The 23,183-nt window shown below is 32.6% G+C and carries 22 protein-coding genes and 6 tRNA genes; 5 read left to right on the plus strand and 23 right to left on the minus strand.

From position 1 onward, the window contains the following. Positions 1-53: 53 nt before the first annotated feature. The 14 genes from C8C83_RS14130 to C8C83_RS14195 form a co-directional block, all read right to left on the minus strand. Positions 54-494, minus strand: a complete 441-nt coding sequence (locus C8C83_RS14130; protein ID WP_121330050.1) for a sterol desaturase family protein — start codon at positions 492-494, stop codon at positions 54-56. 164 nt (positions 495-658) lie between these two features. Continuing rightward, positions 659-1,498: a phytoene/squalene synthase family protein gene (locus tag C8C83_RS14135; RefSeq protein WP_121329118.1), complete on the minus strand. Its 840-nt coding sequence runs from the start codon at positions 1,496-1,498 to the stop codon at positions 659-661. A 3-nt stretch (positions 1,499-1,501) separates the two neighbouring features. Continuing rightward, positions 1,502-2,968, minus strand: coding sequence for a phytoene desaturase family protein (crtI, locus tag C8C83_RS14140; protein ID WP_121329119.1), 1,467 nt, complete (start codon positions 2,966-2,968; stop codon positions 1,502-1,504). Between the two features lie 37 nt (positions 2,969-3,005). Continuing rightward, positions 3,006-3,905: a MerR family transcriptional regulator gene (locus C8C83_RS14145; RefSeq protein ID WP_121329120.1), complete on the minus strand. Its 900-nt coding sequence runs from the start codon at positions 3,903-3,905 to the stop codon at positions 3,006-3,008. Positions 3,906-3,980: 75 nt separating this feature from the next. Continuing rightward, a complete protein-coding gene (locus C8C83_RS14150) occupies positions 3,981-4,940 on the minus strand; it encodes an ion channel (protein WP_121329121.1) in 960 nt (319 codons plus the stop codon). Positions 4,941-5,074: 134 nt separating this feature from the next. Further along, positions 5,075-5,575: a hypothetical protein gene (locus C8C83_RS14155; protein WP_233566078.1), complete on the minus strand. Its 501-nt coding sequence runs from the start codon at positions 5,573-5,575 to the stop codon at positions 5,075-5,077. A gap of 163 nt (positions 5,576-5,738) precedes the next feature. Beyond that, positions 5,739-6,893 carry an acyltransferase gene (locus tag C8C83_RS14160; RefSeq protein WP_121329123.1) on the minus strand — a complete coding sequence of 385 codons (1,155 nt, stop codon included), beginning with the start codon at positions 6,891-6,893 and terminating at the stop codon, positions 5,739-5,741. Between the two features lie 101 nt (positions 6,894-6,994). After that, positions 6,995-7,900, minus strand: coding sequence for a LytTR family DNA-binding domain-containing protein (locus C8C83_RS14165; protein ID WP_121329124.1), 906 nt, complete (start codon positions 7,898-7,900; stop codon positions 6,995-6,997). Between the two features lie 385 nt (positions 7,901-8,285). Beyond that, the gene (locus C8C83_RS14170; RefSeq protein ID WP_132011793.1) at positions 8,286-9,338 is read right to left on the minus strand and encodes an AraC family transcriptional regulator; all 1,053 of its coding nucleotides are present in this window, start codon (positions 9,336-9,338) and stop codon (positions 8,286-8,288) included. Beyond that, a tRNA-Leu gene (locus tag C8C83_RS14175) sits at positions 9,332-9,414 on the minus strand. Before C8C83_RS14175 ends, C8C83_RS14170 begins: the two co-directional genes overlap by 7 nt. Before the next feature lie 44 nt (positions 9,415-9,458). Next, positions 9,459-9,531, minus strand: a tRNA-Lys gene (locus C8C83_RS14180). A 42-nt stretch (positions 9,532-9,573) separates the two neighbouring features. Further along, positions 9,574-9,646: transfer RNA gene (locus C8C83_RS14185), tRNA-Lys, on the minus strand. 262 nt (positions 9,647-9,908) lie between these two features. Continuing rightward, positions 9,909-10,727, minus strand: a complete 819-nt coding sequence (locus C8C83_RS14190) for a 1-acyl-sn-glycerol-3-phosphate acyltransferase (protein ID WP_121329126.1) — start codon at positions 10,725-10,727, stop codon at positions 9,909-9,911. 463 nt (positions 10,728-11,190) lie between these two features. Further along, on the minus strand, positions 11,191-12,336 hold the full coding sequence (locus C8C83_RS14195; protein WP_121329127.1) for a DUF6438 domain-containing protein: 1,146 nt from the start codon (positions 12,334-12,336) through the stop codon (positions 11,191-11,193). 339 nt (positions 12,337-12,675) lie between these two features. Here C8C83_RS14195 and C8C83_RS14200 point away from each other — a divergent pair, with 339 nt between their 5' ends. Both C8C83_RS14200 and C8C83_RS14205 read left to right on the plus strand, forming a co-directional pair. Next, positions 12,676-13,107, plus strand: coding sequence for a hypothetical protein (locus tag C8C83_RS14200; protein WP_121329128.1), 432 nt, complete (start codon positions 12,676-12,678; stop codon positions 13,105-13,107). Between the two features lie 500 nt (positions 13,108-13,607). Next, positions 13,608-14,546 (plus strand): hypothetical protein, encoded by a 939-nt coding sequence (locus C8C83_RS14205; RefSeq protein WP_121329129.1) that lies wholly within the window; start codon positions 13,608-13,610, stop codon positions 14,544-14,546. A 192-nt stretch (positions 14,547-14,738) separates the two neighbouring features. Here C8C83_RS14205 and C8C83_RS14210 read toward each other — a convergent pair. The 3 genes from C8C83_RS14210 to C8C83_RS14220 all read right to left on the minus strand — a co-directional run bounded on the left by C8C83_RS14210 (position 14,739) and on the right by C8C83_RS14220 (position 15,049). After that, positions 14,739-14,821, minus strand: a tRNA-Leu gene (locus C8C83_RS14210). A gap of 42 nt (positions 14,822-14,863) precedes the next feature. Further along, a tRNA-Lys gene (locus C8C83_RS14215) sits at positions 14,864-14,936 on the minus strand. Positions 14,937-14,976: 40 nt separating this feature from the next. Beyond that, positions 14,977-15,049 (minus strand) — tRNA-Lys (locus C8C83_RS14220). Between the two features lie 127 nt (positions 15,050-15,176). Here C8C83_RS14220 and C8C83_RS14225 point away from each other — a divergent pair. Further along, positions 15,177-15,695: a shikimate kinase gene (locus C8C83_RS14225; protein ID WP_121329130.1), complete on the plus strand. Its 519-nt coding sequence runs from the start codon at positions 15,177-15,179 to the stop codon at positions 15,693-15,695. Here the strand turns inward: C8C83_RS14225 and C8C83_RS14230 are convergent. Continuing rightward, entirely contained in the window at positions 15,687-16,187 is a 501-nt protein-coding gene (locus C8C83_RS14230; RefSeq protein WP_099709258.1) for a phosphoribosyltransferase domain-containing protein, read from the minus strand. The genes C8C83_RS14225 and C8C83_RS14230 overlap by 9 nt on opposite strands. A gap of 152 nt (positions 16,188-16,339) precedes the next feature. After that, the gene (locus C8C83_RS14235) at positions 16,340-16,729 is read right to left on the minus strand and encodes a S4 domain-containing protein (protein WP_099709257.1); all 390 of its coding nucleotides are present in this window, start codon (positions 16,727-16,729) and stop codon (positions 16,340-16,342) included. Between the two features lie 109 nt (positions 16,730-16,838). Here C8C83_RS14235 and C8C83_RS14240 point away from each other — a divergent pair, with 109 nt between their 5' ends. Further along, the gene (locus tag C8C83_RS14240; RefSeq protein ID WP_233566079.1) at positions 16,839-17,960 is read left to right on the plus strand and encodes an FKBP-type peptidyl-prolyl cis-trans isomerase; all 1,122 of its coding nucleotides are present in this window, start codon (positions 16,839-16,841) and stop codon (positions 17,958-17,960) included. A 205-nt stretch (positions 17,961-18,165) separates the two neighbouring features. Here the strand turns inward: C8C83_RS14240 and C8C83_RS14245 are convergent, their stop codons facing one another. From C8C83_RS14245 to C8C83_RS14260, 4 genes are all read right to left on the minus strand, one after another. After that, positions 18,166-19,119, minus strand: a complete 954-nt coding sequence (locus C8C83_RS14245; protein WP_035679818.1) for a transketolase C-terminal domain-containing protein — start codon at positions 19,117-19,119, stop codon at positions 18,166-18,168. 77 nt (positions 19,120-19,196) lie between these two features. Then, positions 19,197-20,045, minus strand: coding sequence for a transketolase (locus C8C83_RS14250; protein WP_121329132.1), 849 nt, complete (start codon positions 20,043-20,045; stop codon positions 19,197-19,199). Between the two features lie 241 nt (positions 20,046-20,286). Then, positions 20,287-20,586, minus strand: coding sequence for a hypothetical protein (locus tag C8C83_RS14255; protein WP_121329133.1), 300 nt, complete (start codon positions 20,584-20,586; stop codon positions 20,287-20,289). Between the two features lie 168 nt (positions 20,587-20,754). Further along, entirely contained in the window at positions 20,755-21,615 is an 861-nt protein-coding gene (locus C8C83_RS14260) for a polysaccharide deacetylase family protein (RefSeq protein WP_121330051.1), read from the minus strand. Between the two features lie 408 nt (positions 21,616-22,023). Here C8C83_RS14260 and tgt point away from each other — a divergent pair, with 408 nt between their 5' ends. Beyond that, complete coding sequence (gene tgt, locus C8C83_RS14265; protein WP_121329134.1) at positions 22,024-23,154, plus strand: tRNA guanosine(34) transglycosylase Tgt; 1,131 nt, start codon at positions 22,024-22,026, stop codon at positions 23,152-23,154. Positions 23,155-23,183 lie beyond the last annotated feature (29 nt).

A 23,183-nucleotide genomic window follows, 5' to 3' on the forward strand; every position in this document is an offset into this window, starting at 1 on the left:
AGCGGGAATGGAAGACCTGACCCGCTTTTTCTGCGGGGAACGCCCAAATTATTTTACATTTTATAATATTTAAAAGGAACGAATAACATTCCGAAACATTCTCCATCTTCTTTTCCTAAATGCTTGTGATGTATTTTATGTGCTTTTCTTAAACCAATCAGATATTTGTTTTTTGTGTTTTTGAACCATTTAAAACGTTGATGTATCAATACATCATGAACTAAAAAGTAACATAAACCATATAAAGTTATGCCACAGGCAATAAAAAATAAATAATTGAATCCGCCCTGAACTCCAAAATAAAACAGAATTATACTTGGTGTGGCAAAAATCACAAAGAATATGTCGTTTCGCTCAAAAGTGTTTTCGTACTTTGGCTGATGATGATCTGCGTGAAAATACCACATTAATCCATGCATAATATATTTGTGTGTAAGCCAGGTAACACATTCCATGAAGAGAAAAACGCCTAAAAAGATTAAAAAAGAAATCATTTTTTTATTTGTTGAATTGTTGTGATTATCAATTTTTGCTGGTCTTGTCATTTCGACGGAGGAGAAATCTTCGTTGCTAGGTCGACAAAGATTGGTGATTTTCTTTGTGGAGTTTCTTGCGGAGATTTCTCGTTCCTCGAAATGACAATAACGAGGGATAAAATCTATACCAGTTTTAGTTTGTAAGTTACAAAAGATTGGGCCAAAAGTCCTGCTTTGGTATAATTTGAAACTCTGATTCTTGAGTTTCCTATTTCGTAATAAGGTGTGTTTTTCAGCTTTTTTAATAGTTTTTTGTAATAAATAAAAGCAGTATAAACACCAAATTGTGCTTCGATAGGTAATTTTACAATTCCTTGATAAGCGATTTTAAAGTCTTCTTCGATTTCGTTGACGATAGCTGTTTTAGTATTTTCATCGAAAGAATTTAGGTTAACGCCGGGAAAATAATTTCGGTTTAAAACCAAAGTATCGTCTTTTAGATCTCTCAGGAAATTTACTTTCTGAAAAGCCGATCCTAATCGCATTGCTTCATTCTTAAGTTGCTCATACTTTTGATTGTTTCCTTTTACGAAAACTTTCAAACACATTAGACCAACAACATCGGCGGAGCCGTAGATATAATCTTCGTATTCTGTTTGGGTGTTGTAATTTGATTTAATGAGATCGAGTTTCATGCTTTTTAAAAATGCCTGAACAAGATCATCTGTAATATTATATTGTTTTACCGTGTGCTGAAACGAGTTAAGAATTGGATTTAAACTTATACCAGCTTCGAAAGCTTTGTAATATTCTTTTTCAAAATCATTGATGAGGTTTTCTTTGTCATAATCCTGAAAAGAATCGACAATTTCGTCTGCAAAACGAACAAATCCGTAAATGCTGTAAATCGCATCACGAATACTTGGTGACAGCATTTTGACGGCCAACGAAAATGAGGTGCTGTAGTTTTGAGTAACTAACTTGCTGCATTTGAAAGAAACGGTGTCGAATAGTGATTTCATTTTTTAGGATCTAAAAGATTTTTGAATTAATTCAGCTACTAGTTTTCCAGATATTAAAGCAGGCGGAACTCCTGGTCCGGGAACTGTTAATTGTCCTGTGAAATATAAATTCCTGACTTTTTTGCTTTTTAGCTTTGGTCTTAAAAAAGCCGTTTGCAATAATGTATTAGCCATTCCGTAGGCATTTCCTTTATAGGCGTTGTAATCGGTGACAAAATCGTTCTTGCAAAATGATCTTTTAAAGATAATATTATTTTTAATTTTTTGCTGTGTAAGCTTTTCAAAACGATCTATTATCTTTTCAAAATATTCTTCTCTAAGCGCTTCATTATCTTTGATTCCAGGAGCAAGCGGAATTAGGAAAAAACCGGATTCCATTCCTTCCGGAGCTGCAGATGGATCTGTTTTTGATGGAAAGTTGGCATAAAATAAAGGTGCTTCAGGCCATTTTGGAGCGTCATAAATATCAATTGCATGTTGGTTAAAATCAACATCAAAAAACAGGGAATGATGCGAAATGTTTTCTACTTTTTTATCAAATCCAACAAAAAACAATAGGGAAGAAGGTGCGAAAACACGACTTTCCCAATATTTTTCAGAATAAACGCGGTATTGGTTGTCTAATAAAGTTTCGGTATGATGATAATCGGCTCCGCTTAAAACAATATCTGCTTTTATATGCTTTCCGTTAATTATGATTCCGGTTGTGGTTTCATTTTCGACAACTATTTTTTCAATTGGAGAATTTGTTTGAATTGAAACTCCAAGTTCTACAGCTAGTTTTTCGATTGCCTTTACAACATCAAACATTCCGGTTTTTGGATGCCATGTTCCCAATCCAAAATCGGCATAATTCATAAAATTATAAAACGAAGGTGTATTGGATGGTTTGGCTCCGAGAAATAAAACAGGAAATTCAAGGATTTGAATTAGTCTTTCGTTTTTGAATTTCTTGCGGATATCATTACTTACAGTACTAAAAAACTGATTGAGTTTTAGCGTTGTTTCCAATGTGATTAATTCGAGTGGTGAAATTCCCGGACGGTAAACAAGATCTTTGATCGCAATGTCGTAATTGCTTTTGGCTTGTTTAATAAAGGTTTCAAGTTTTTTACCACTTCCAATTTCTATGGATTCAAAAGTGGTTTTTATGGCTTCTAAATTGTCATAAATGCTGATGAAATCTTCAACGCCAAAATAAACCCTATAAGCAGGATTTAGTTTTATAAGCTCGTAATAATCGGTTGTTTTTTTATTAAAATCCTGAAAGAAACGTTCAAACACATCGGGCATCCAATACCAACTTGGTCCCATGTCAAAGGTGAAACCATCTTTTTTGAATTGCCTTGCACGTCCGCCAATAGTTTCATTTTTTTCGTAGATAGTTACAGTGTTTCCTTGTTTTGCCAAGTAACACGAAGCAGCTAAAGCTGAGAAGCCGGACCCTATTATTGCTATAGTTTTCATAATTTGTTTAACAAATATAAGAAAACTTTAAACAAAAATATTATAACATGCTAATTGTTTCGTCCATAGTGTCGAAAATGCGAATTCTCTCCGGTAAATTTTTCTGCTCAATATACTCTGTCATGTTGCCCATAAGCCAGATTTCGTTGTTTTGCTGCAGTAATTTTTGCCCCATTGATTTTACATATTGATTAATTACAGTGCGATCTGGCTGAACGGTCATGAAAGATACAAATGTAATGTTCTCAAAATGACGTGTTAAGTCTTGTAAGTTTTCGATAGGCATACTTTCTCCTAGATATATAGCTTTGTAGCCTTTTGACAAGATTTCGTATTGTAGGTATAACAAACCTATTTTGTGGATTTCGTTTAATGGTAACGAGAGTACAAAAATGCGATCAGTTTTGGTTGGTTTTTGTATTTGAAGACTTTCTGTGTAAATTAAGATTTTTTGTTTAATCAAATGACTCATAAAGTGTTCATTTGCCGGAGTAATAGTTTCAGATTGCCATAATAATCCTAATTCTTTTAGTAAAGGCAAAAAATGATCTTTGAAAACTTCTTTAAAGCTTTTTTCAGAAATCAACCAATCAAAAGTATTAAAGAACAATTCCTGATCAAAATTCATCATTGCCATTTTGAATGATGTAATGGCGTAGTTTTGAGAATTTTTCTTAGAAATGATTTCTCGCACAAGTTGCGGAATTTTTTCTTCAGGATACGTAGCGATCTTAGAAATTTTATAACCGTATTCGTGTAATAGTGTAATATTAAGGAGCTTCTGTAGATTTTGTAAATTATAAAGTCTAATATTAGTGTCCGTTCGCATTGGTTCTAAGATGTTGTATCTCTTTTCCCAGATGCGAATTGTGTGTGCTTTTATTCCAGATAAGTTTTCAAGATCTTTAATGCTAAAGACCGTTCTTATGTTGTTCACCATTATAATACGATTTGATAAACAAAAATAGAATAAAATCTGAAAAAAACTTTAAAACTTGATTAAAATGATGGATTGTTAGAGGTTTACCATCTCATATTGGTTTAGTTTGTCTAAATGTAGAATGGTTTTTGTGTTGTCTTTGCTTCTGTTGTACATCGTTTCGAATTTTGCTCCATAAACTATTTCTTCAAAAGTATAGGAAGTTCGCGCTGCGACAGTATTACTAAACATATCATCAAAAGTGGTTATGAAAACCAATACTTCACCATGTGTTTTTTTGAAATCTTCTTCGGTAAAATTATAAAGTGGACTGTTTTCTGTAATAGGATGCACCAAAGTCCAGCTTAATGAAAGCGCATTTATTTGATCAAGTTCTAATTCTAAATTGTAGAATTTATTCGTTTTATGACCGTTTTCTTCAATGCTTAGTCCTAAAGTGACTTTTGCTTTGGCATCTGTAAAATTGGTATTTTTAAAAGGAACAAGACGAATCATTAATCCTTTGTTTTTTCCGTAAGGAGAAATTAAGGCGTGATGTGCAAATTTTAAAAATGCTGTTGGTTTACTAAATCTTCCAAAGAACAAACCAGTTGCAATGGCAAAACTTAAGAGACCAATTAAGGCTTCGGCTGCAGAAAGCGCGCTGGTCAGAAATCCGGTTGGACTTATATGGCCGTAACCAACTGTGGTAAAAGTTTGTGCACTAAAAAAATAAGCTTGTCCAAATTGGATTAGTAAACTTTGCGATTGCGAAATTCCATCAAGATGCTGAATCCCGATTGCGTAATAGATAATTGCAAAAACAAAGTTGATTGCTATATAAAAGGTAAACAAAATGAGCATGAATTTCCAGTTTGGCATATCGATCATAGTATGATACCAACTGATTCGGCGGAGTAAATGCATTCCGCTTTTTTCGATATTTGGAGTTCCGTTTTTATTTACAAATCGTCCTCCGTAACTGCCGGCATTGGTTCCAAAACCTGAATTTTTATCTGCTTCGACGCGATGGTTTATTTTTTTTAAAAGTGCCATTTTGGTTTGGTTTAAAGAGCAAATGTAAGGATATCTTCAATATGAAATTAAGGTGTTGTCAGAATCAAAAAAAGCAATCTGAAAATTATATTTTACAGATTGCTTTTGTAGTGATGCTTTAAGTGATTTTGTTTTTATCTACAAAAAGTAGCTTTGTTTTTGATAGCGCTTTGGCTCCCTAATTCGATTGCTTTTGAGAAGTCTTTGCAGGCATTCTTTTTGTCTCCGCTTTTATTATAGGCTAAACCTCTTAAGTTATAAGCGATATAATCTTTTGGATTTAAACCAAGAGAAGCGGTGCAATCTTCTATTGTTTCTTTGAAATTAAGTAATTTGTAGTTTACGTTGGCGCGACCAGTAAAAGCATCGGCGTTCATGTCGTCTAATTCGATCGTTTTGTTAAAATCGGCAAGAGCACCTTTTAGATCGTTGAGTTTTACTTTTGCAACACCACGATTTTGATACGCTTCTACAAATTTAGAATTCATGCCAATGGCTTTTGTGTAATCTGCGATTGCACCTTTTGTGTTTCCGGCTTCGGCCTTTTTCATTGCTTTGTCAAAATAAGCCGTTGCAGATTGTGCCCAGGTTGAGCAGCTGATCATAATAAGTAATATAGGTAATAATTTTTTCATAAACCAATTTGGGATTAGGTTAGTAGGTTAATTAATTTTGAAACGAATTTATGAAAGTTTTATTTTGTAAGAGAAGTTCTTTTGTGAAATAACGATTATTTTTTTCGCCGAAATATATTTTTATAAATAAGGTATTCGAAATTAAACTTTTAAGTTGGTTTGACTAAATAATTTTCTTGACTCCCGGAATCAAAAGAATAAGCGAACCAAGTAAAAAACTGCCTAAAACTATTAATGGCGCTGCTACAAGAAGTTTTATTGCAGGATCAATAGCCCAGTTTCTTATTGCTAAAGTGAATCCGACAATTACTAAGGGATGGAAAATGTAAACTGCAAAACTACAGCGGGATAATTTACTAAGCAGTTTAGAAGGAGTATTCCAGCTTCTTTTTCCTTTACTTAATAATGTTGTTAGAATAGAAATTCCAATCCATTGCTCCCAAACGGCATATAATAAAGCTTGCCAATGAAAACCGCCAGAAAACCAAGAAGAATCGCAGTTGAGTTTGAGTTTAATAATAAGAAATGCAGGAAAAAATAATAAACATATTAAAGCTGATCTTTTAAGTTGTTTGCCTGTTTTATCAGAAAGTTGCTCGAACCAATTATTTTTAGCCGCTAATAATCCAATAATAAAAAGAGCGATGTATTGTGGGAAATGCCCAAGTTGAAATCCGATTGGTTCAAGAACCCATCCCACGGGAAAGTGTATTCTGACTAAAAAGCTAATGATTCCCAATATAAACGCAAACAATAATATGGTTCTCGAATTTGGTGTTGCCAAAGATTTTGCGAAGCTGATATTAAAAACTTTTTTCACTCCTACATAGATTAAAGAAAAAAGTAATAATGCGGCCAGAAACCAGGTTACGCCTAAATCTATCCAGCTGTCATATCCGCTTAAATATTCAAAATAACTAATATGTTGTTCTTTGGCAAAGTAGTAAACAAGATAAGAGATGAATGGCGAAAGAATAAAGGAGTTGAATAAAATAGGAATTCCTAATCTAACAAGGCGGTCTTTGGTGAATTTTGAAGCTCCTTTTCTTGTATAAGAAGAACCGGTAAAGTAGGCTGCAAGCATAAAAAAATACCCCATAAAGAAGGATTGATTAATGCTTATAAACATTGTCATAGGAATTCGGGCTCCTAGAAGATTGGTTTGTTCTGTATAGTACCAACCTTCAGAAGTACTGTAAGCGATAAAAGTGTGATGAAGAACTACTAGAATTGTTAATAGTATTTTGATATTGTCTATGTACGATAGTTTGTTTGAAGTATTAAAATCTGGATTCGTGTTCGCAATTGTGGTTGACATAATAAATTGGTTTATTGTTATTGATGGCAAACCTACAACGAGAAAAAGCAGTAAAAATAAGGCTTGTTACTGGTAACTAGCTTTTGTGACGAGCAACAAGCTTAGGCAATATATTTACTTTGAAGTTCTTGGTAGCGGTTGTTGAAACTGTCGATTTGTTTTCTGGAAACCGGAATTTTTATATCTGTTTCATGAAACGATAATAGATAGCCTTGAGAGTTTCCAGTCATTTTTTTTATCTTAAACATATTTACCAGATAGGCTCTGTGACATCTAAAAAAGTGTGGGTAGTTTATTATTTGAGCTTCAAATTGTGTTAAAGAAATTCTTTTTACTTCAGTGGTAATTTTGTTTTCGTTTGATTTTGTTAGTTCGACATAATTACCATCTGCTTTTGCAAAGAGTAATTGGTCAATATCTAAGCTAAAATCATCTTGTTTTACATTTGTATTAATAAAAATATTAGATTCTAAAGTTGTTTTTGCAGGCTCAACTGTTAGCGGAGTAAATTGAAGGACAAATGGAGATCCATTTTTTGATTCGAAATAAAAACTTGATAATCTCAGAAAAAAGTAGAAAAATGTGCCTGCAATAAGACAATTTCTAATTTCTTCAAAAAAATAATTCCATGACCAATTGTTTGGATTATTATAAAGTAAGTCCCGCATTAAAAAGCTCGTTGTGCCCATTAATATTAGTATTAATCCAATATGGATATATTCTTTGAGTAAAGTCCATTTGATTTGATCTTTTGCTTTTTTAGAATAATTTAATATTCCAAAGTAAGCGAATAGAATTAGTGCCGGAGCTAAGGCGTGAAAAAAGCAAATGAGTAAGTAATGCATTTTGAGTTCCGGATCGTAAACTCCAAATGGTTTGAATAATAAAAGAAATGCTAAAAGGATAAGAAATACAGTAACTGAGCTTTTGATTAGGTTTTGAGACTGATATCTTTTGGGATATTCAATTTCTTGTGTCAAATGCGCTGTGTTGATGTAAAATATCATGATTAAAACTTATTAGGGATTAAAAATAAGAAAAATAATGACCTTGATATTTATTGGTTGAAGGTTATTTATAGTAGGAGGGGAAAAGGCATAAAAAAGGTAAAATACATAAAAATGCATTTTACCTTTTTTGTGATCTTGACGATACAGAATTCGAATCTTTTATTAAGAGATTTAAGGATCTTGAATAAATTTTAATTTAATGGCTATTGCTATATTTCGCTAACACCTTGTTTCGTTTATCTTATATGTTTTTTTAGAAATAATTTATTCTAAAATTAAATTGCAAGCTATTAGCTGTAAGAGAAAATGAGACTTTAAATGACAATTTCATAAATTAGAATTTAGAAGTTTTAATTCTATTTGAATTTACATTTTTTGATTTTTACAGTAATTTTATAGGTATATAGATATCAATAATGTGAAGATTTTCGGGATGCGATTTAGGATCATTTAAATGATTTAAAAAGAAATTTCTATTATCTGGCTGATAGCCATTTTCTTCAAACCAAACTTCATAAATATAATTCCATGTTTTGAAACATTCAGACATTGGTGCTTCTTTATGGAAGATAGCGTATAATCCACCGCTTATTGTTGTATTTCCTATTATTCCTTCGCCGACTATTTTTTCAGGTACAGATAAACAAACATCTGCCTGAAGCATTCCGGATAAATTAGCATTACTTCTATAAACGGTTAATGCTTTGGTTTCGGGAAAATTTACTAAATTTCTAGGAGAAGCCCAACTAAAAAGCTGCTCAAACATTTTGCCAAATGTTTCACTATCATGATTCTGGATATTGAGGTTTCTGATGTAAATAACATTAAATTCCTTCATTTTTTTGATTTCAAAATCAAGTTTTACTATTTCACTCATTTCAGTTTTTTTAAAATTATTTAATTTGAGTGCAAGATAGTCTTCGATTTTTGACTGCATTTTTCCAATATTGCTATCAATTATACCAATATTGCTATTTTTATGTTGCTTTCGCCATTCACTTGGTGTCACATGTTTTGCTTCGCGAAAAGCTCTTGAAAAAGATGAAATACTTAAAAAACCACAATCAGCGGCAATTTCACTAATCGTTTTTGATGGATTATTCATTAAGAAAAACAAAGCTCTCTCTATTTTTGCATTTTTTATAAATTCATTGATTGTCGTTCCGGTGACAGACTTAAAAATTCTGTGAAAATGAAATTTAGAAAAATTAGAAAGCCCAGCCAATTTTTCTAAAGAAAGTTCTTCATGAAGGTTTTCTTTAATGTAATCTATACTTTTATTGATTCTAAAGTAGTATTCTTTAATGGACTCTTCTTTGGTCATACTTATGGATCTTATAGTGTCTTTTTGATTATTTTTTGTAAATACACAAACGAATAGTGAAGACAAAGTTAAGAATGTATTAGGAACATCTTTTGCTTTTATTGTGACCACGGTGGGATTTGAACCCACACGTCTTTACGAGCACCACCATCTCAAGGTGGCAAGTCTGCCGTTTCTCCACGTGGACTTAAAAGAAAAAAGGTCTAGTAAAATAAATTACTAGACCTTTTGTGACCCGACTGGGGCTCGAACCCAGGACCCCATCATTAAAAGTGATGTGCTCTACCGACTGAGCTATCGAGTCATTGCTATCAAGGAAAGTATTTTTGTTAAATCACAAATTTTGTGACCCGACTGGGGCTCGAACCCAGGACCCCATCATTAAAAGTGATGTGCTCTACCGACTGAGCTATCGAGTCATAATTCTTTCCTTGAACGCGGGTGCAAATATAGGAAGTTATTTTTGATATAACAATACCTTATTTTAAGATTAATTTAATAATGAATTAATATGCTGAAATGGAGGTTGTAAGCATAGTAAGATAGTCTTCATAGTGTAAAACATGAATCTTTTGCTTGAAGTTTTTTTATGTTTTAAACAGCTTGAAAGAGGTTTGAAAAGAAAAGATATTTAATTTTTAAGGTTTTTTGTAAGCTTCAAGTAGATTTAATCTACATTTTTTAATTGTGTAGTTGATTTTTGAGAGCGTACAGTTTAGTTCTGAGGTTTTTTAACATTTGAGGATCGGAAACTTTACCTCTGACTCTGTCTAGAAAAATAGGCTTTCCGATAGTCATCTTCAAATTATGTCCTTGTTTGTTAAAGAGTTCTGAGATCAGTTTTGAAGTTTGTAACATGGGATGGATCGATTTTAACATACTAAAGAAAAAACCATTATTTCCATGAAAATATATAGGCAAAATAGGAACGTTTGCTTTGCACATAATTTTCCCTACCACAGGATGCCACTCGGGATCTGTGATTTTATTCGTCTTAAAATTAAAAGATGATACTTCTCCTGCGGGAAATATTGCAACAGGAACACCTTCTGATAAAACTTTAAGCGTCATTTTTAATCCTGTAATACTGGCAGAATTCTGTACGTTTTCAAATGGGTTTACGGCAATGATACATTTTTCAAGATTTGGAATTTCCTTTAATAGAAAATTTCCCATATACATTGTATCAGGACGTATTTTTGCTATGGTATTTAATAAGGCTAATGATTCAATGCCTCCATAAGGATGGTTTGCAACAACGATAAAAGCTCCTTCGCGAGGAATATTTAGTAATTCGGCAGCATCATATTGAACATTCACGCCAATTTTATTTAAAGCATAACTAGCAAAATCAGCGCCCTCAAGATTACCTCCTTCTTTTACCATCTCATTTAAATTGTTAATTTTCATTACTTTCATTAAATAAGAGGATAATCCAGGGATCGGAATTTTAGAAAGGCCGGCAGCTTCAGAAAATTTTTCTTTGGATATCAATGTCATATATTATAGCTATTAAGGTTGAATGCAAAAACTAATAAAAACCTAAAAGGGATAGAATTAGTAATGGATAATGTTTATTTGTTAAATTTTGTTATTATAATTTTATGACATGAAGCAAGAATTTTGAAGAGAAGAGACCGTTAATCATCTACAAATTCTTATGCAATCGAGGGTAAAGATACTCGGATTTTATATGTGAAAATTGAATATGCGAATAAAAGAACTATGAAAAGTAAGGAGATACTTTTTCTTAACGTTGTCTTTGTGTTTTCTTTATAAATTGAATAAGAAATGAGTGAAGAAAGTGTAATTTAGTAAAAAGTCTAAAAAAAAGTATATAAAAAAGACCTGTTTCATAGCGAAATAGGTCTTTTGTTTTAAGTTTTATTACAACGAATTTGAGTCTTCTGTGAAATCATTTTTAGATTTTAAGTGAAGTACAGCTTTCTTGTTAAGATTTTTATCAGTCGTATTTGTCCTTCTGTCTAAATTTGTCAGTCAGGTCATTTTTGGTCAAAAAGTTATAACCAATATCAATAATTTTATCCCTGTATTTAAAATACCTGCCGTCAGTAGTGATTCTTTCTTTTTTATCTTCGTCATTCCAAAATTCAATCTGGTAGCGATTTTCAAATTTACAGATTGTTTCTTTGCCTTTAAAAATTTCGGTTAAAAGGTAAAAGCTATCAGATTTTGTTAAGTCGCAAATTTGATTTCCTTTTGTAAAGCTTATTCTCCATAGTGATAATAAAGGTTTTTCCGCTTTCAAAGGGGTTAGCTTTATTTGTTGGTATAAATATCTAACGGGTGTATAAGCCCAAATTAAATCAGTCGGCGATGTTCTTCCGTAATCGCTAATAGATTTTACTATTTTATCGTTTTTGATAAATGTTATACTGACTGTCTCGTCATCAGTCCAATTTGCTTCATAATTATTTTCAAGATTCTTTATATCGGCTTTCTTAAAACTGGTTTGAATTTTTTGATATTCATTTTTCGAAATTTTAGATTTAAAAATTCCATTTTTAGTATTATAGTGCTGACCATAAAAGAGAATATTGCCACTATTGTCAATGCTGATGTTTGAAACAGGGCAAGAGCCATAACAGCCCGAAGACGAAACTATAATTTTGTCATAATTTTCATTAGGGTCGATTTTGTATTTTGTTCTTGCGTATTTTGCAAAGATGCTGTCGCTTATTTGTGTTGTCAATGTGTCTCCAATAATCGAATGTATTTTTTGACTCTCCCAGGTTTTGCTTAGTAGATCTAAAATTTTTAGACTATCATTTTCGATTTTATATTTAGTTGTAGTTCCTAAAAAAAATGTCTTCCTGTCTTCTCTCTCATTTGCTTTAATAAATTTAAAATAACCAGATTTGTTTTCGCATAAATTATTTTCTAAAAAGATGTAGCCTGGTATGTGGTTGCCAAAAGGAGCGGGCGGTGGGAATTTTATATCGCTAATTTTTTGCGGTTTTCTTTGGTCTTCTGTTTTGATGTAAGTCCACTCGCCAAGAATATTTGTATTCAATTGAGCGTCATTATTTTTTTTGCAAGAGTATAAAAGGAATACAGTTAAAACGTAAAGTAAAATTTTTTGCTTCATAAATTATTTCTACGATTAATATTATAATATTGTAAATATAGAAGATTTTTGAAGTAATATCTGGATAATATATGAAGTTGGAGTGATCTAGAATTAAAAAAGCGAAAACCTTTAGAATAAAGATTTCCGCTTTTTTGGACCCTGATGGTGTAGAATTCGAACCTTTTGTTGGAGGATTTAAAGATTTTAAATGAAGTCAATTAATCTTATCTTTTAAAAATAGTAATATCTTAGCTATAAACTAAAATTTGCTTAAATTTCTGAAGCAATGAGATTGAATTTATTTAAAGTATAATTAATTAGTAGAAGGTCTTCACAGAATATCTAAACAAGCACAATATGAAAAGCATAATTTTTATACTTATTAGTTTTCTTATTATAAGTTGTAGAACAAACTCAAAACTAAGAGGAGAGTATCAAGCTAATTTGTCTGACAGTACAAATTATACCTTTAATTTGTCTGCTAAACAATATACTCACAAATGGCCCAGTGGAAAGTTTTCAAAAGGGAAGTTCAAAATTTTAGATTTAAGTTCGAAAAAAAAATTACTGGTGTGTAACGAATTCGTTTTAATAAGAGTCAACGGAATAATTAAAGAAGCAAGTGGTTCTGGAGATTCTATTAATATAGGTACTTATTCGGGTTATAAGAACTTTGGAGCGACAGTTTTTGAGATAACTTCAAAAGAAAAAACTTTACAATACAGAAAAACATATGCAAACGACTTAAAGAAAACGGAAAGTGAAGGAGTTATGTTGAAAATGAAGTAATATGTTTGACATGTAGGTAATTATGTATGTTTGAAAGTGTGGTTCTAATTCCATTAGGTCAACTTTATTGGATTTGTAAACCGCCAGTATTTATAAACCAAAACTTATATCCAAGACAAAAAGACATAAATAAAAAGTCTATTTCATATTGAAATAGACTTTTTATTTTGTGACTATAGTGGTACAGAATTCGAGCCTTTTATTGGAGGATTTAAAGATTTTAAATGATGTGAGATTTTGTTATTTGAATTTAATATCAGTGTTGGCTGGAGTCGCGTTACCGTCAATTCATCAAAGTGCAAGACCATCCAAATTTCCACTCATGTTAGCACGAAAAGCCTTCAATAAATAAAAAGTCAGTTTGGTGGTTTATGAAATAAAAATCCTATTTTTGAAAACAACTAAATACTGACATTTGTCAGGCATAGCGACCTGATTTGGGGTGGATAAGTCGGATATTATAAGGTGTATGAGTTATTAGCCATTTTACCAGACTCCTAATGAAAGCAATCCTGATATTTTTGATTTCTATCGCTATCTTATCTTGTAAAGATAGTCACGATGAATTGCACGAAGAGATGGATAAAATTTCTGTAGAATTAAGAAAATTTGACACACTGCTAGTTGAACTTTACAAGAAATCAGAAAAAGATCCAAATAAGGTTATCGCAATAGTTGATAGTTTGTTAATCGCAAACACTAACGAAACTGACAAATATAAATCCCAAATAAAAACCAATATTGAAGGGGATTTACATTATTTCAAAGCTGAATTGCTATATAGAATGGGTAAATACAATGAATCCATAAATGAACTAAATTCAAAAGGCAATCAAATAAAGATTAAAGGTGATGAAATAAATATTAATAAAACTGGAACCTCTGCCATTGCTTATGTGGCAAACTATGTTAAATTGAAGGATCTTAAGGCTGCAAAATCTTTTCTTGATAGCGTTGGTAATTCGAACGGAAATTATTACGCACTTGGAAATTATTATGAAAGTATGGGAGACAAAGCTTCCGCTCTCAAAACCTATAAATATAATCTTGAAGAAGACAAATCGAGAAAGCATTTTATTTATTACATATGGGCTCAAAAAAGAGTTGAAGAGCTTGAAAAGAATAAACCTTTATTGAAGGAAGTCTTTTTTCCTTCTGGAAATCCTAATTTTGAAATTTGTGAGATTTGTAATGTTGACAATGAAAAACGAGAAAAGATTACTCAATTATTGTTAAAAATGCCAGAAAATCAAGATTGGTTTTCAACAGCGATTTTAGAATCTCCATATGATAGTGGAAAAGATTACTATTGGGTTAGGGTGAAAGTTGGAGCTAAAGAAATAAACTACTATGTTTATCCGAAGAATTATGAAATAAAATACTTTGATCCAAAAACTAAAACTGTAATCACCTTAGAAGATTGGCGGAAGAGAAAATAAAACGACTTATAACAGCGATTTTGCACCATAGCTAATGAAAGAGAATCGTAAAACTTAACAGATTCATGATGGAGTTCGAACCAAAATCTCCCTTAAACATTGGTGTTTTTAAAACTAGAAGAAAGTCTTAAGAATTTCCGAACCATAAAAAAAGCCTGAGAATCTAGATTCTCAGGCTTTTTCTTTTTAAAGTGACCACGGTGGGATTTGAACCCACACGCCCTTACGAGCACCACCCCCTCAAGATGGCAAGTCTACCGTTTCTCCACGTGGCCTTAAATAAAAAAAGGTCATTCGCCATGGCGAACAACCTTTAGTGACCCGACTGGGGCTCGAACCCAGGACCCCATCATTAAAAGTGATGTGCTCTACCGACTGAGCTATCGAGTCATTGCTATCAAGAAAAGTATTTGTTAAATCACAAAATTTGTGACCCGACTGGGGCTCGAACCCAGGACCCCATCATTAAAAGTGATGTGCTCTACCGACTGAGCTATCGAGTCATATTCTTTCCTTGAATGCGGGTGCAAATATAAGGAGTTATTTTTGATATTTGCAAGCAATTTTGTTTTAAATTTGTGTTTTTTTAATCAAAATTTACAACGCCTTAATTTATAGGTTCTTATTAAAATGAAAAAGATTATATTATTAGGATATATGGGGTGCGGAAAGTCCACCATCGCTCAAAATCTTTCAAAATCTACAAATATTCCGTTTCTGGATTTAGATAAATGCATCGAAAAAAGAGCAAATTTGTCTATAAATGAGATTTTCGAACAACATGGAGAGATATATTTTCGAAAATTAGAACACGAAATGTTTTTGGAATTACTTCAATCTTCAGAAAACAGTATAATTGGTTTGGGTGGAGGAACGCCATGTTATGCCAATAATCATGAATTATTAAAAAGTGATGATGTTACTTCAATATATTTAAAGGCTTCAATAGAGACTTTATATGATAGATTGGTACATAACAAGAGTAAGCGTCCGTTAATTACTGATATGAATGAAGAGGAAATGAAAGAGTTTATTGCAAAACATTTGTTCGACAGAAGCTTTTATTACAATCATGCGCAACATAAAGTTACAGTTGATAATAAAACTGTCGAAGAAACTGTTGATGATATTTTAGATATTTTAGCTTAAAAAAGCATAATCGTCGCCATTCTCGTCAAAAACAACCTGAACATGCTCCAATAGAGATGTAGATAATGAAATACCCTTAAAGTCCGCTTTTACAGGGTATTTTTTATGATTTCTATCAACGAGCACTGCTGTTTTGAATTTCTTAAGCGGAACGTCTAAGAAATGACGAACAGCATAAATTAAGGTTGTGCCTGAATTTAAGACGTCATCAACAAGAACCAATCCTTTGTTTTCGTATTCTGAAGCTGTCAAAGATGTTTGAATTGGTAATTGTGGATTTTGTTTGTCGACTTTGACTTCGCAAAGTGATACTTTAAGTGTTGAAATATTACTTAATGCCGAAGCAATTTTTTGGGCAAAAACAGATCCGTTAGAAGCGATTCCGGCAATCACAATTTCTTCTTCGTCTACAAACGTTTCGTAAATTTGGTATGCAATACGTTTTATTTTGTGTTCGATTTCCTGATTGGTTAAAATGATGTTTTTGCTCATGATTTATTTTTTTGCTAAAGTACAAATTTAAAATTCCAATATAAAAATTCCAAATTCCAATGTTGAGGTTTTGTTTTTAGAATTTCCTGAGATTTGAAATTTCAGTTTGAAATTTTGTTATTCAGTTAATTTTTGAATTTGAAAATTGGATTTTATTCTGTTTCGTCCTCGTCAAAGATTTCATTGCCATATTCGTCAATATCTCTTCGGTCTTTTTTGGTCGGTCTTCCGGTTCCGCTCTTGCGATAATGTTCTTTAGATAGTTTTAATAATTCTAAATGTGCATAAGCTTCGGCCGGAGTTTCATTTTTTCTATATATATCAACGAGTTTTGCTCCAACACGACTTTCGGGAATATCGAGTACAGTTATAATTTGTGTAATCTGGTCTTTTCTAAAAGTGATTTTGTCCGTTGGAAAAACTTCTTTAGAAGGCTTGGCAACTTGCCCATTTACAGTGATATGGTTTTTTTTGCACGCTTCAGTTACCATGTTTCTGGTCTTGTAATAGCGCACGCACCATAAGTATTTGTCTATTCTCATAATTTTTCTAAAATCAAAGTTAAATTCTTTACAAAAATAAATCAATATTGTATCTTGCGCACCTAAAAAATTAACAATAATGAATAAATTTAAATTTTATTTTATTTTATTGCTTGCGGGTATTTCTTTCGTTTCTTGCTCTAAAAAAGATGATGATGAGGTAGTTACAGTTCCATTAAGGGATTATGAAACACAGTATAAAGCTGATAATGATTCGATTGAGAAATATCTTAAAACTCATTATATTAAGGAAGTCACTGCTAATTTTGATATTACTTTTGAAAAAATCCCAGCTAATGGAACACAAATATCTATTATGGACCAAAAGGATTATGAATTAGCAACCAGATCTGTTTACAGTCGTGGTGTTAATTATAAAGTTCGTTATTTAATTTTAAATAAAGGAACAGGCCTGTCACCTTGTAATACTGACCGAATTAATGCAGCTTATTCAGGGAATTTATTAGATGGAACTGTCTTTGATAATTCTTATGGTATAGGCAGAAGTTTTGAGCTATATGTATATGTGAATAGTCCTGTTATAGATGGTTGGGGAGAGATCTTTCCTCAATTTAAAACAGGTACCTCAAAAACTTCTGATAATGGTACTGTAACTTACGAGAACTTTGGAGCAGGAGTTATGTTCTTACCATCAGGGTTGGCTTATTATGCAAATACTCAGACGAATATACCAGCTTATTCTCCGTTAATATTTAGTTTTAAATTATTTGATCTTCAGAGATTAGATCATGAATATACATTTTCAAATGGTAGTGCAGTGAATGTTGGAGATGGTGTTCCTGATTATAAAGAAGATCTCGATGGCGATGGTTATTTATATGATTTGAGAGATACGGCAAGATTTCCAAATCCTCCTGATAGTTATAAGATAAATTATGATACAGATGGTGATGGAATTCCTGATTTCTTAGATTTAGATGATGATGGTGATGGATATTCAACCAGATTTGAAGTTACAAAACCAGTTGGTGCTCCAGTTACTGGTACAGGTTTAATTTATCCTTGGGATCCAATTGCAGATAATCCAGCAACACCAAATACAAATGAATCAGAAACTTTTGGTATTCCTAGAAGACCAACAGGAGAACTTACAGATCCTACTAAGCCAGAATCTATTGATAATCCACGTAAATTTGTAGATGATGATTATAAAGTTAATCCTAGGTTAAGAATACATTTGGATAAAACATATCCTTATCAAAAGAAATAAAACTTACGTTTAAATATACATAAAAACCTCGAAAGCGATTTCGAGGTTTTTTTTGTCTAAAAATATATAAAGATGAATTTAATTCGATTGAAAATGAAATACTTTTCTGCTTACGCTTTTGTTTCTTAGAAGGTCAGTTATAGTGATAAAAAAACCTCGAAAATCACTTTTCGAGGTTTTATATAAAGTAAGAAAATCTTAAAAATTATTTTCTTTTAATAACTCTTTCTACAGCTTCAACAATTGCTTGATTGTTTAATTTGTATTTATCCATTAATTGCTCTGGAGTTCCAGATTCACCAAAACTATCGTTTACGGCAACAAACTCCTGAGGAGCTGGAGTGTTTAAAGCTAATACTCTTGAGATGCTTTCTCCAAGACCTCCAAGAATATTGTGCTCTTCTGCAGTTACTACACATTTAGTTTTAGCCAATGATTTTAGAATAGCTTCTTCGTCAAGTGGTTTAATAGTGTGAATGTTGATTACTTCAGCAGAAATTCCTTTTGCTTCAAGAGCTTCAGCAGCGATAAGAGCTTCCCAAACTAAGTGTCCTGTTGCAACGATTGTAACATCAGTTCCTTCGTTTAATAAAATTGCTTTTCCAATTACGAAAGGTTCGTCAGCAGGAGTGAAGTTAGGCACAACCGGACGTCCAAAACGTAAGTAGGCAGGACCATGGTGATCTGCTAATGCTAATGTTGCTGCTTTAGTTTGATTGTAATCACAAGTATTGATTACAGTCATTCCTGGCAACATTTTCATTAAACCAATATCTTCAAGGATTTGGTGTGTAGCTCCGTCTTCACCAAGTGTTAGACCAGCGTGAGAAGCACAAATTTTTACATTTTTATCAGAATAAGCAACTGATTGACGAATTTGATCGTAAACTCTTCCTGTAGAGAAGTTAGCGAAAGTTCCTGTGAAAGGAATTTTTCCTCCAATTGTTAAACCTGCAGCAATACCAATCATGTTAGCTTCTGCGATTCCAATTTGGAAAAAACGCTCCGGGTGATTTTTCTTGAAATCATCAAATTTTAATGATCCAATTAAATCAGCACAAAGTGCTACTACATTTTCATTTTTTTGACCTAGTTCAGTCATTCCCGCTCCAAAACCCGAACGAGTATCTTTACTTCCTGTATTTTCGTATTTTTTCATTTTTTAATTTTTGAGATGCTGAGGTTCTAAGTGTCTAAGTTTTTAAGTTGAAAACTGACACTGAGACTGTGCACTTTTTAATAATCTGCTAAAGTTGAGATGTTTTGAGCTAAAGCACTTGACAACTGATCGTTGTTTGGAGCTTTACCATGCCAAGCATGAGTATGCATCATAAAGTCTACACCATTACCCATTTCAGTATGTAATAGAATACAAACTGGTTTTCCTTTTCCGGTTCTTGATTTTGCATCATTTAAACCTGCAAGGATAGCATCGATATTATTTCCTTCTTTGATTTCAAGAACGTCCCAGTCAAAAGCTTCAAATTTAGCACGGATACTTCCCATTGGTAAAACTTCGTCAGTAGTACCATCGATTTGTTTTCCGTTAAGGTCAATAGTTGAGATAATGTTATCTACTTTTTTAGCAGAAGCATACATGATAGCTTCCCAGTTTTGACCTTCTTGTAATTCACCGTCTCCGTGTAAAGAATAAATGATGTGATTATCGCCATTTAATTTTTTAGCCTGAGCTGCTCCAAGAGCTACAGATAAACCTTGTCCTAATGAACCAGAAGCAATACGAACTCCAGGTAATCCTTCATGAGTTGTTGGATGTCCTTGTAAACGTGAGTTTAATAATCTGAAAGTTGCAAGTTCTGAAACAGGGAAATAACCGCTACGTGCTAATACGCTATAAAAAACTGGTGAAATATGTCCATTTGAAAGGAAGAAAAGATCTTCTCCAATTCCATTCATATCAAAACCTTCTTTACGCTCCATAATATTTTGGTATAGAGTTACCAAAAATTCAGTACAACCTAGTGAACCACCTGGGTGACCTGAGTTGACAGCATGTACCATTCGAAGAATATCTCTTCTTACTTGGATAGTTAAATCGCTTAATTGTTGTGTGTTAGGCTTCATTTTATATGTAAAAGTTAAACTGATGCAAAAGTAATCGTTATTTTGCGGGCTCACAAATGATTTTTCGCTTTAGTTTGGCGTATTTGTTAAATTGCGGTCGTTTTTTTCTTGATATCAAATAAAAACTCGTATTCGCTTAGATTATTTGAATGAGTACTCTTTATCTGACTTAATTTTTGATGAATGTTTAAAATAAAAAAGCCCCGTTTGGGACTTTTATATCTAATTGTTTTTGAAAAGATTATTCTGTGTCACCTTCGCTATAGAAGTTGTTTTCTTCGTCTTCAGATCCAATTTCTTCTTGTTCGTCATCAAGTTCAGAACCCGGAATATCCAAATCATTTCCTAGTTTATCGCTATTTTGTTTCCATTCATGATCGTCGGGAATGATGGTTTCGTCCGTTGAAATTTCTTCCAGATCAATGTTTTCCTGTTTGTTTTCATTATTGTAAATATCTTCGCTTGCCGGATAATCTAAATTTTCCAGATTTTTTTCGATTTCATTTTCGTTTGCTGAGTTTTTATCTTCTGAATTTATCATAATTTCTACTTTTTTAAATGGATACTAAAGTTATGAAATTATTGAATTCAGAATGTTATATGTTTTAAGGACAAAGTTTTAGTATTTACATTCTTTTGAAAAAAAGTAATTTTTTAAGTTTCAATTTTCAGGTTTAGGAAATAATTATCTCATTTTCTAATTGATGCATTATTTAATTGACGAAATCTCTTTCCATGTTATTAATTGAATATTATTTTCCTGAAGTATCGATTTGCATTCTTCACTTGTAAAGAAATCAAAATCAATCTGACGCCATTCTGAACCAAAATTTGGGTGATCTACGGTAATTCCTTGCATTTCAAAATCATCAAAAGCGGGATGAAGCAAGAAGACATTAAATCCTGGTTTTGTGTTTTCTAAAGCTTTTGCGTAAGATCTTCTTAGTTCACCTTTTTCGAAGTCGCTGAAATATCCAATTAAAAGATTGTCGGCTACGAGTGTGTTTTCGAAATTATATTCTTCGTTAGATAAACTGATAGATTCTACAAATTGTTTGTTGATGAAAACGGGTAAATTATAAGTTCTTCCGAGTTCTTTGTAGATTTCTAAAATTTCGGGAGTTACGCCAACGCTGCACATATGTGAGTCGAGATGTGTAGGCTTGATTCCGAATTGTAAAGCTTTTTCGATTTGTGCCGTAAGTTCTTTTTTTATTTCGGAAAGTTTGGCGTTGTTTTTAAAATCTGCTCTGGTTTTGTAGAAATAGCCGTTTTTGTCGACTAAACTTGAGACTTCTTTGATTGGAAGAACTGGACCAAATTTGTAGTTTTCCCATTCGCAAGTCAGCGTTAAGTGAATTCCGCAATCATAATTTGGATTGTTTTTGGCGAATGTTGCCATTTCAAAAAACCACGCGCACGGAACCATTATACTATAGGAGTTTACAGATCCGTTTTGTAGCGTTTTTATCGTGGCTTGATTTTCGGAATGTGATAATCCTGCGTCGTCGGCATGAATGATTAATAGTTTTGTGTTTTCGGGATATCCAAGTTTTTGAGCTAAGTTCATTTTTTTGTCTTTGTTGTGGTGAATAAATGGCACGCGGATTTTTGCAGATTTAAACGGATTTTTTATTGTTATGCTTTTGCTTTGCGGGGCTTCGACTTCGCTCAGCCTGAGATAAGGTTTATTCAAATTTAGAAATTTCTAATGGAACTTTCATGTCTTTTTTTTGCGTTAGGGATAGAAACGGATAGCCCACAGCCTGACGAAGGAAGTGCGAGGACTTGCAGTGGATAGCCCGACCGAAGGGAACGCCCAAAGTATTTAAATTGCAATTATAGAAATTTAAAACTCCAAGTTTCAGGTTTTCTTTGTTTCAGGTTTCAAGTTGATTATCTAATTTTCTAATTGCCAAATTATCTAATTTATTTTCCCTGAAATTAGCTTATCTTTGCCGACTGAAAAAAGAAACAGATGAAGTTTGATTTATTACAAAAAGATCCGCAGTCTAAAGCTAGAGCGGGAAGTATTACTACAGATCACGGCGTAATTGAAACGCCTATTTTTATGCCTGTTGGAACGGTTGCTTCTGTAAAAGGTGTACATCAGCGTGAGCTAAAAGAAGATATTAATCCGGATATTATTCTGGGAAATACATACCATTTATATTTACGTCCGCAGACTGAAATCCTTGAAAAAGCTGGTGGATTGCATAAATTCATGAACTGGGATCGTAATATTTTGACGGATTCTGGTGGTTATCAGGTTTATTCTCTTTCGAATAATAGAAAAATTAAGGAAGAAGGAGTAAAGTTTAAATCGCATATTGATGGTTCGTATCACTTTTTTTCACCGGAAAGTGTAATGGAAATTCAACGTACTATTGGAGCTGATATTATTATGGCTTTTGATGAATGTACGCCTTATCCTTGTGATTACAGATATGCACAACGTTCAATGCATATGACGCACCGTTGGCTGGATCGTTGTATTAATCATTTGGACAAAGTGCCTTATAAATATGGATATGAGCAAACGTTTTTTCCAATTGTTCAAGGAAGTACTTATAAAGATTTACGTCGTCAATCTGCAGAATATATTGCCAATTCAGGACAACAAGGAAACGCTATTGGTGGTTTGTCTGTAGGAGAACCTGCGGAAGAAATGTATGCAATGACTGAGGTTGTTTGCGAAATTCTGCCAGAAGATAAACCGAGATATTTAATGGGAGTTGGAACTCCGATTAATATTTTAGAAAATATTGCGTTAGGTATTGATATGTTTGATTGCGTTATGCCAACTCGAAATGCCAGAAATGGTATGTTATTTACTGCAAACGGAACAATTAACATCAAGAATAAAAAGTGGGAAGCTGATTTTTCTCCAATTGATGAAATGGGACACACTTTTGTAGATACTGAATATACAAAAGCTTATTTGCGTCATTTATTTGCTGCTAATGAGTATTTAGGAAAACAAATTGCGACGATTCATAATCTTGGTTTTTATATGTGGTTGGTTCGTGAAGCCAGAAAACATATCTTAGCAGGAGATTTCAGACCATGGAAAGAAATGATGGTTAAAAATATGAGTCAAAGACTTTAAAAATATGTTTATTTGTTTAATCGTTTATT

Source organism: Flavobacterium sp. 90, assembly GCF_004339525.1.
Taxonomy (GTDB): Bacteria; Bacteroidota; Bacteroidia; order Flavobacteriales; family Flavobacteriaceae; genus Flavobacterium.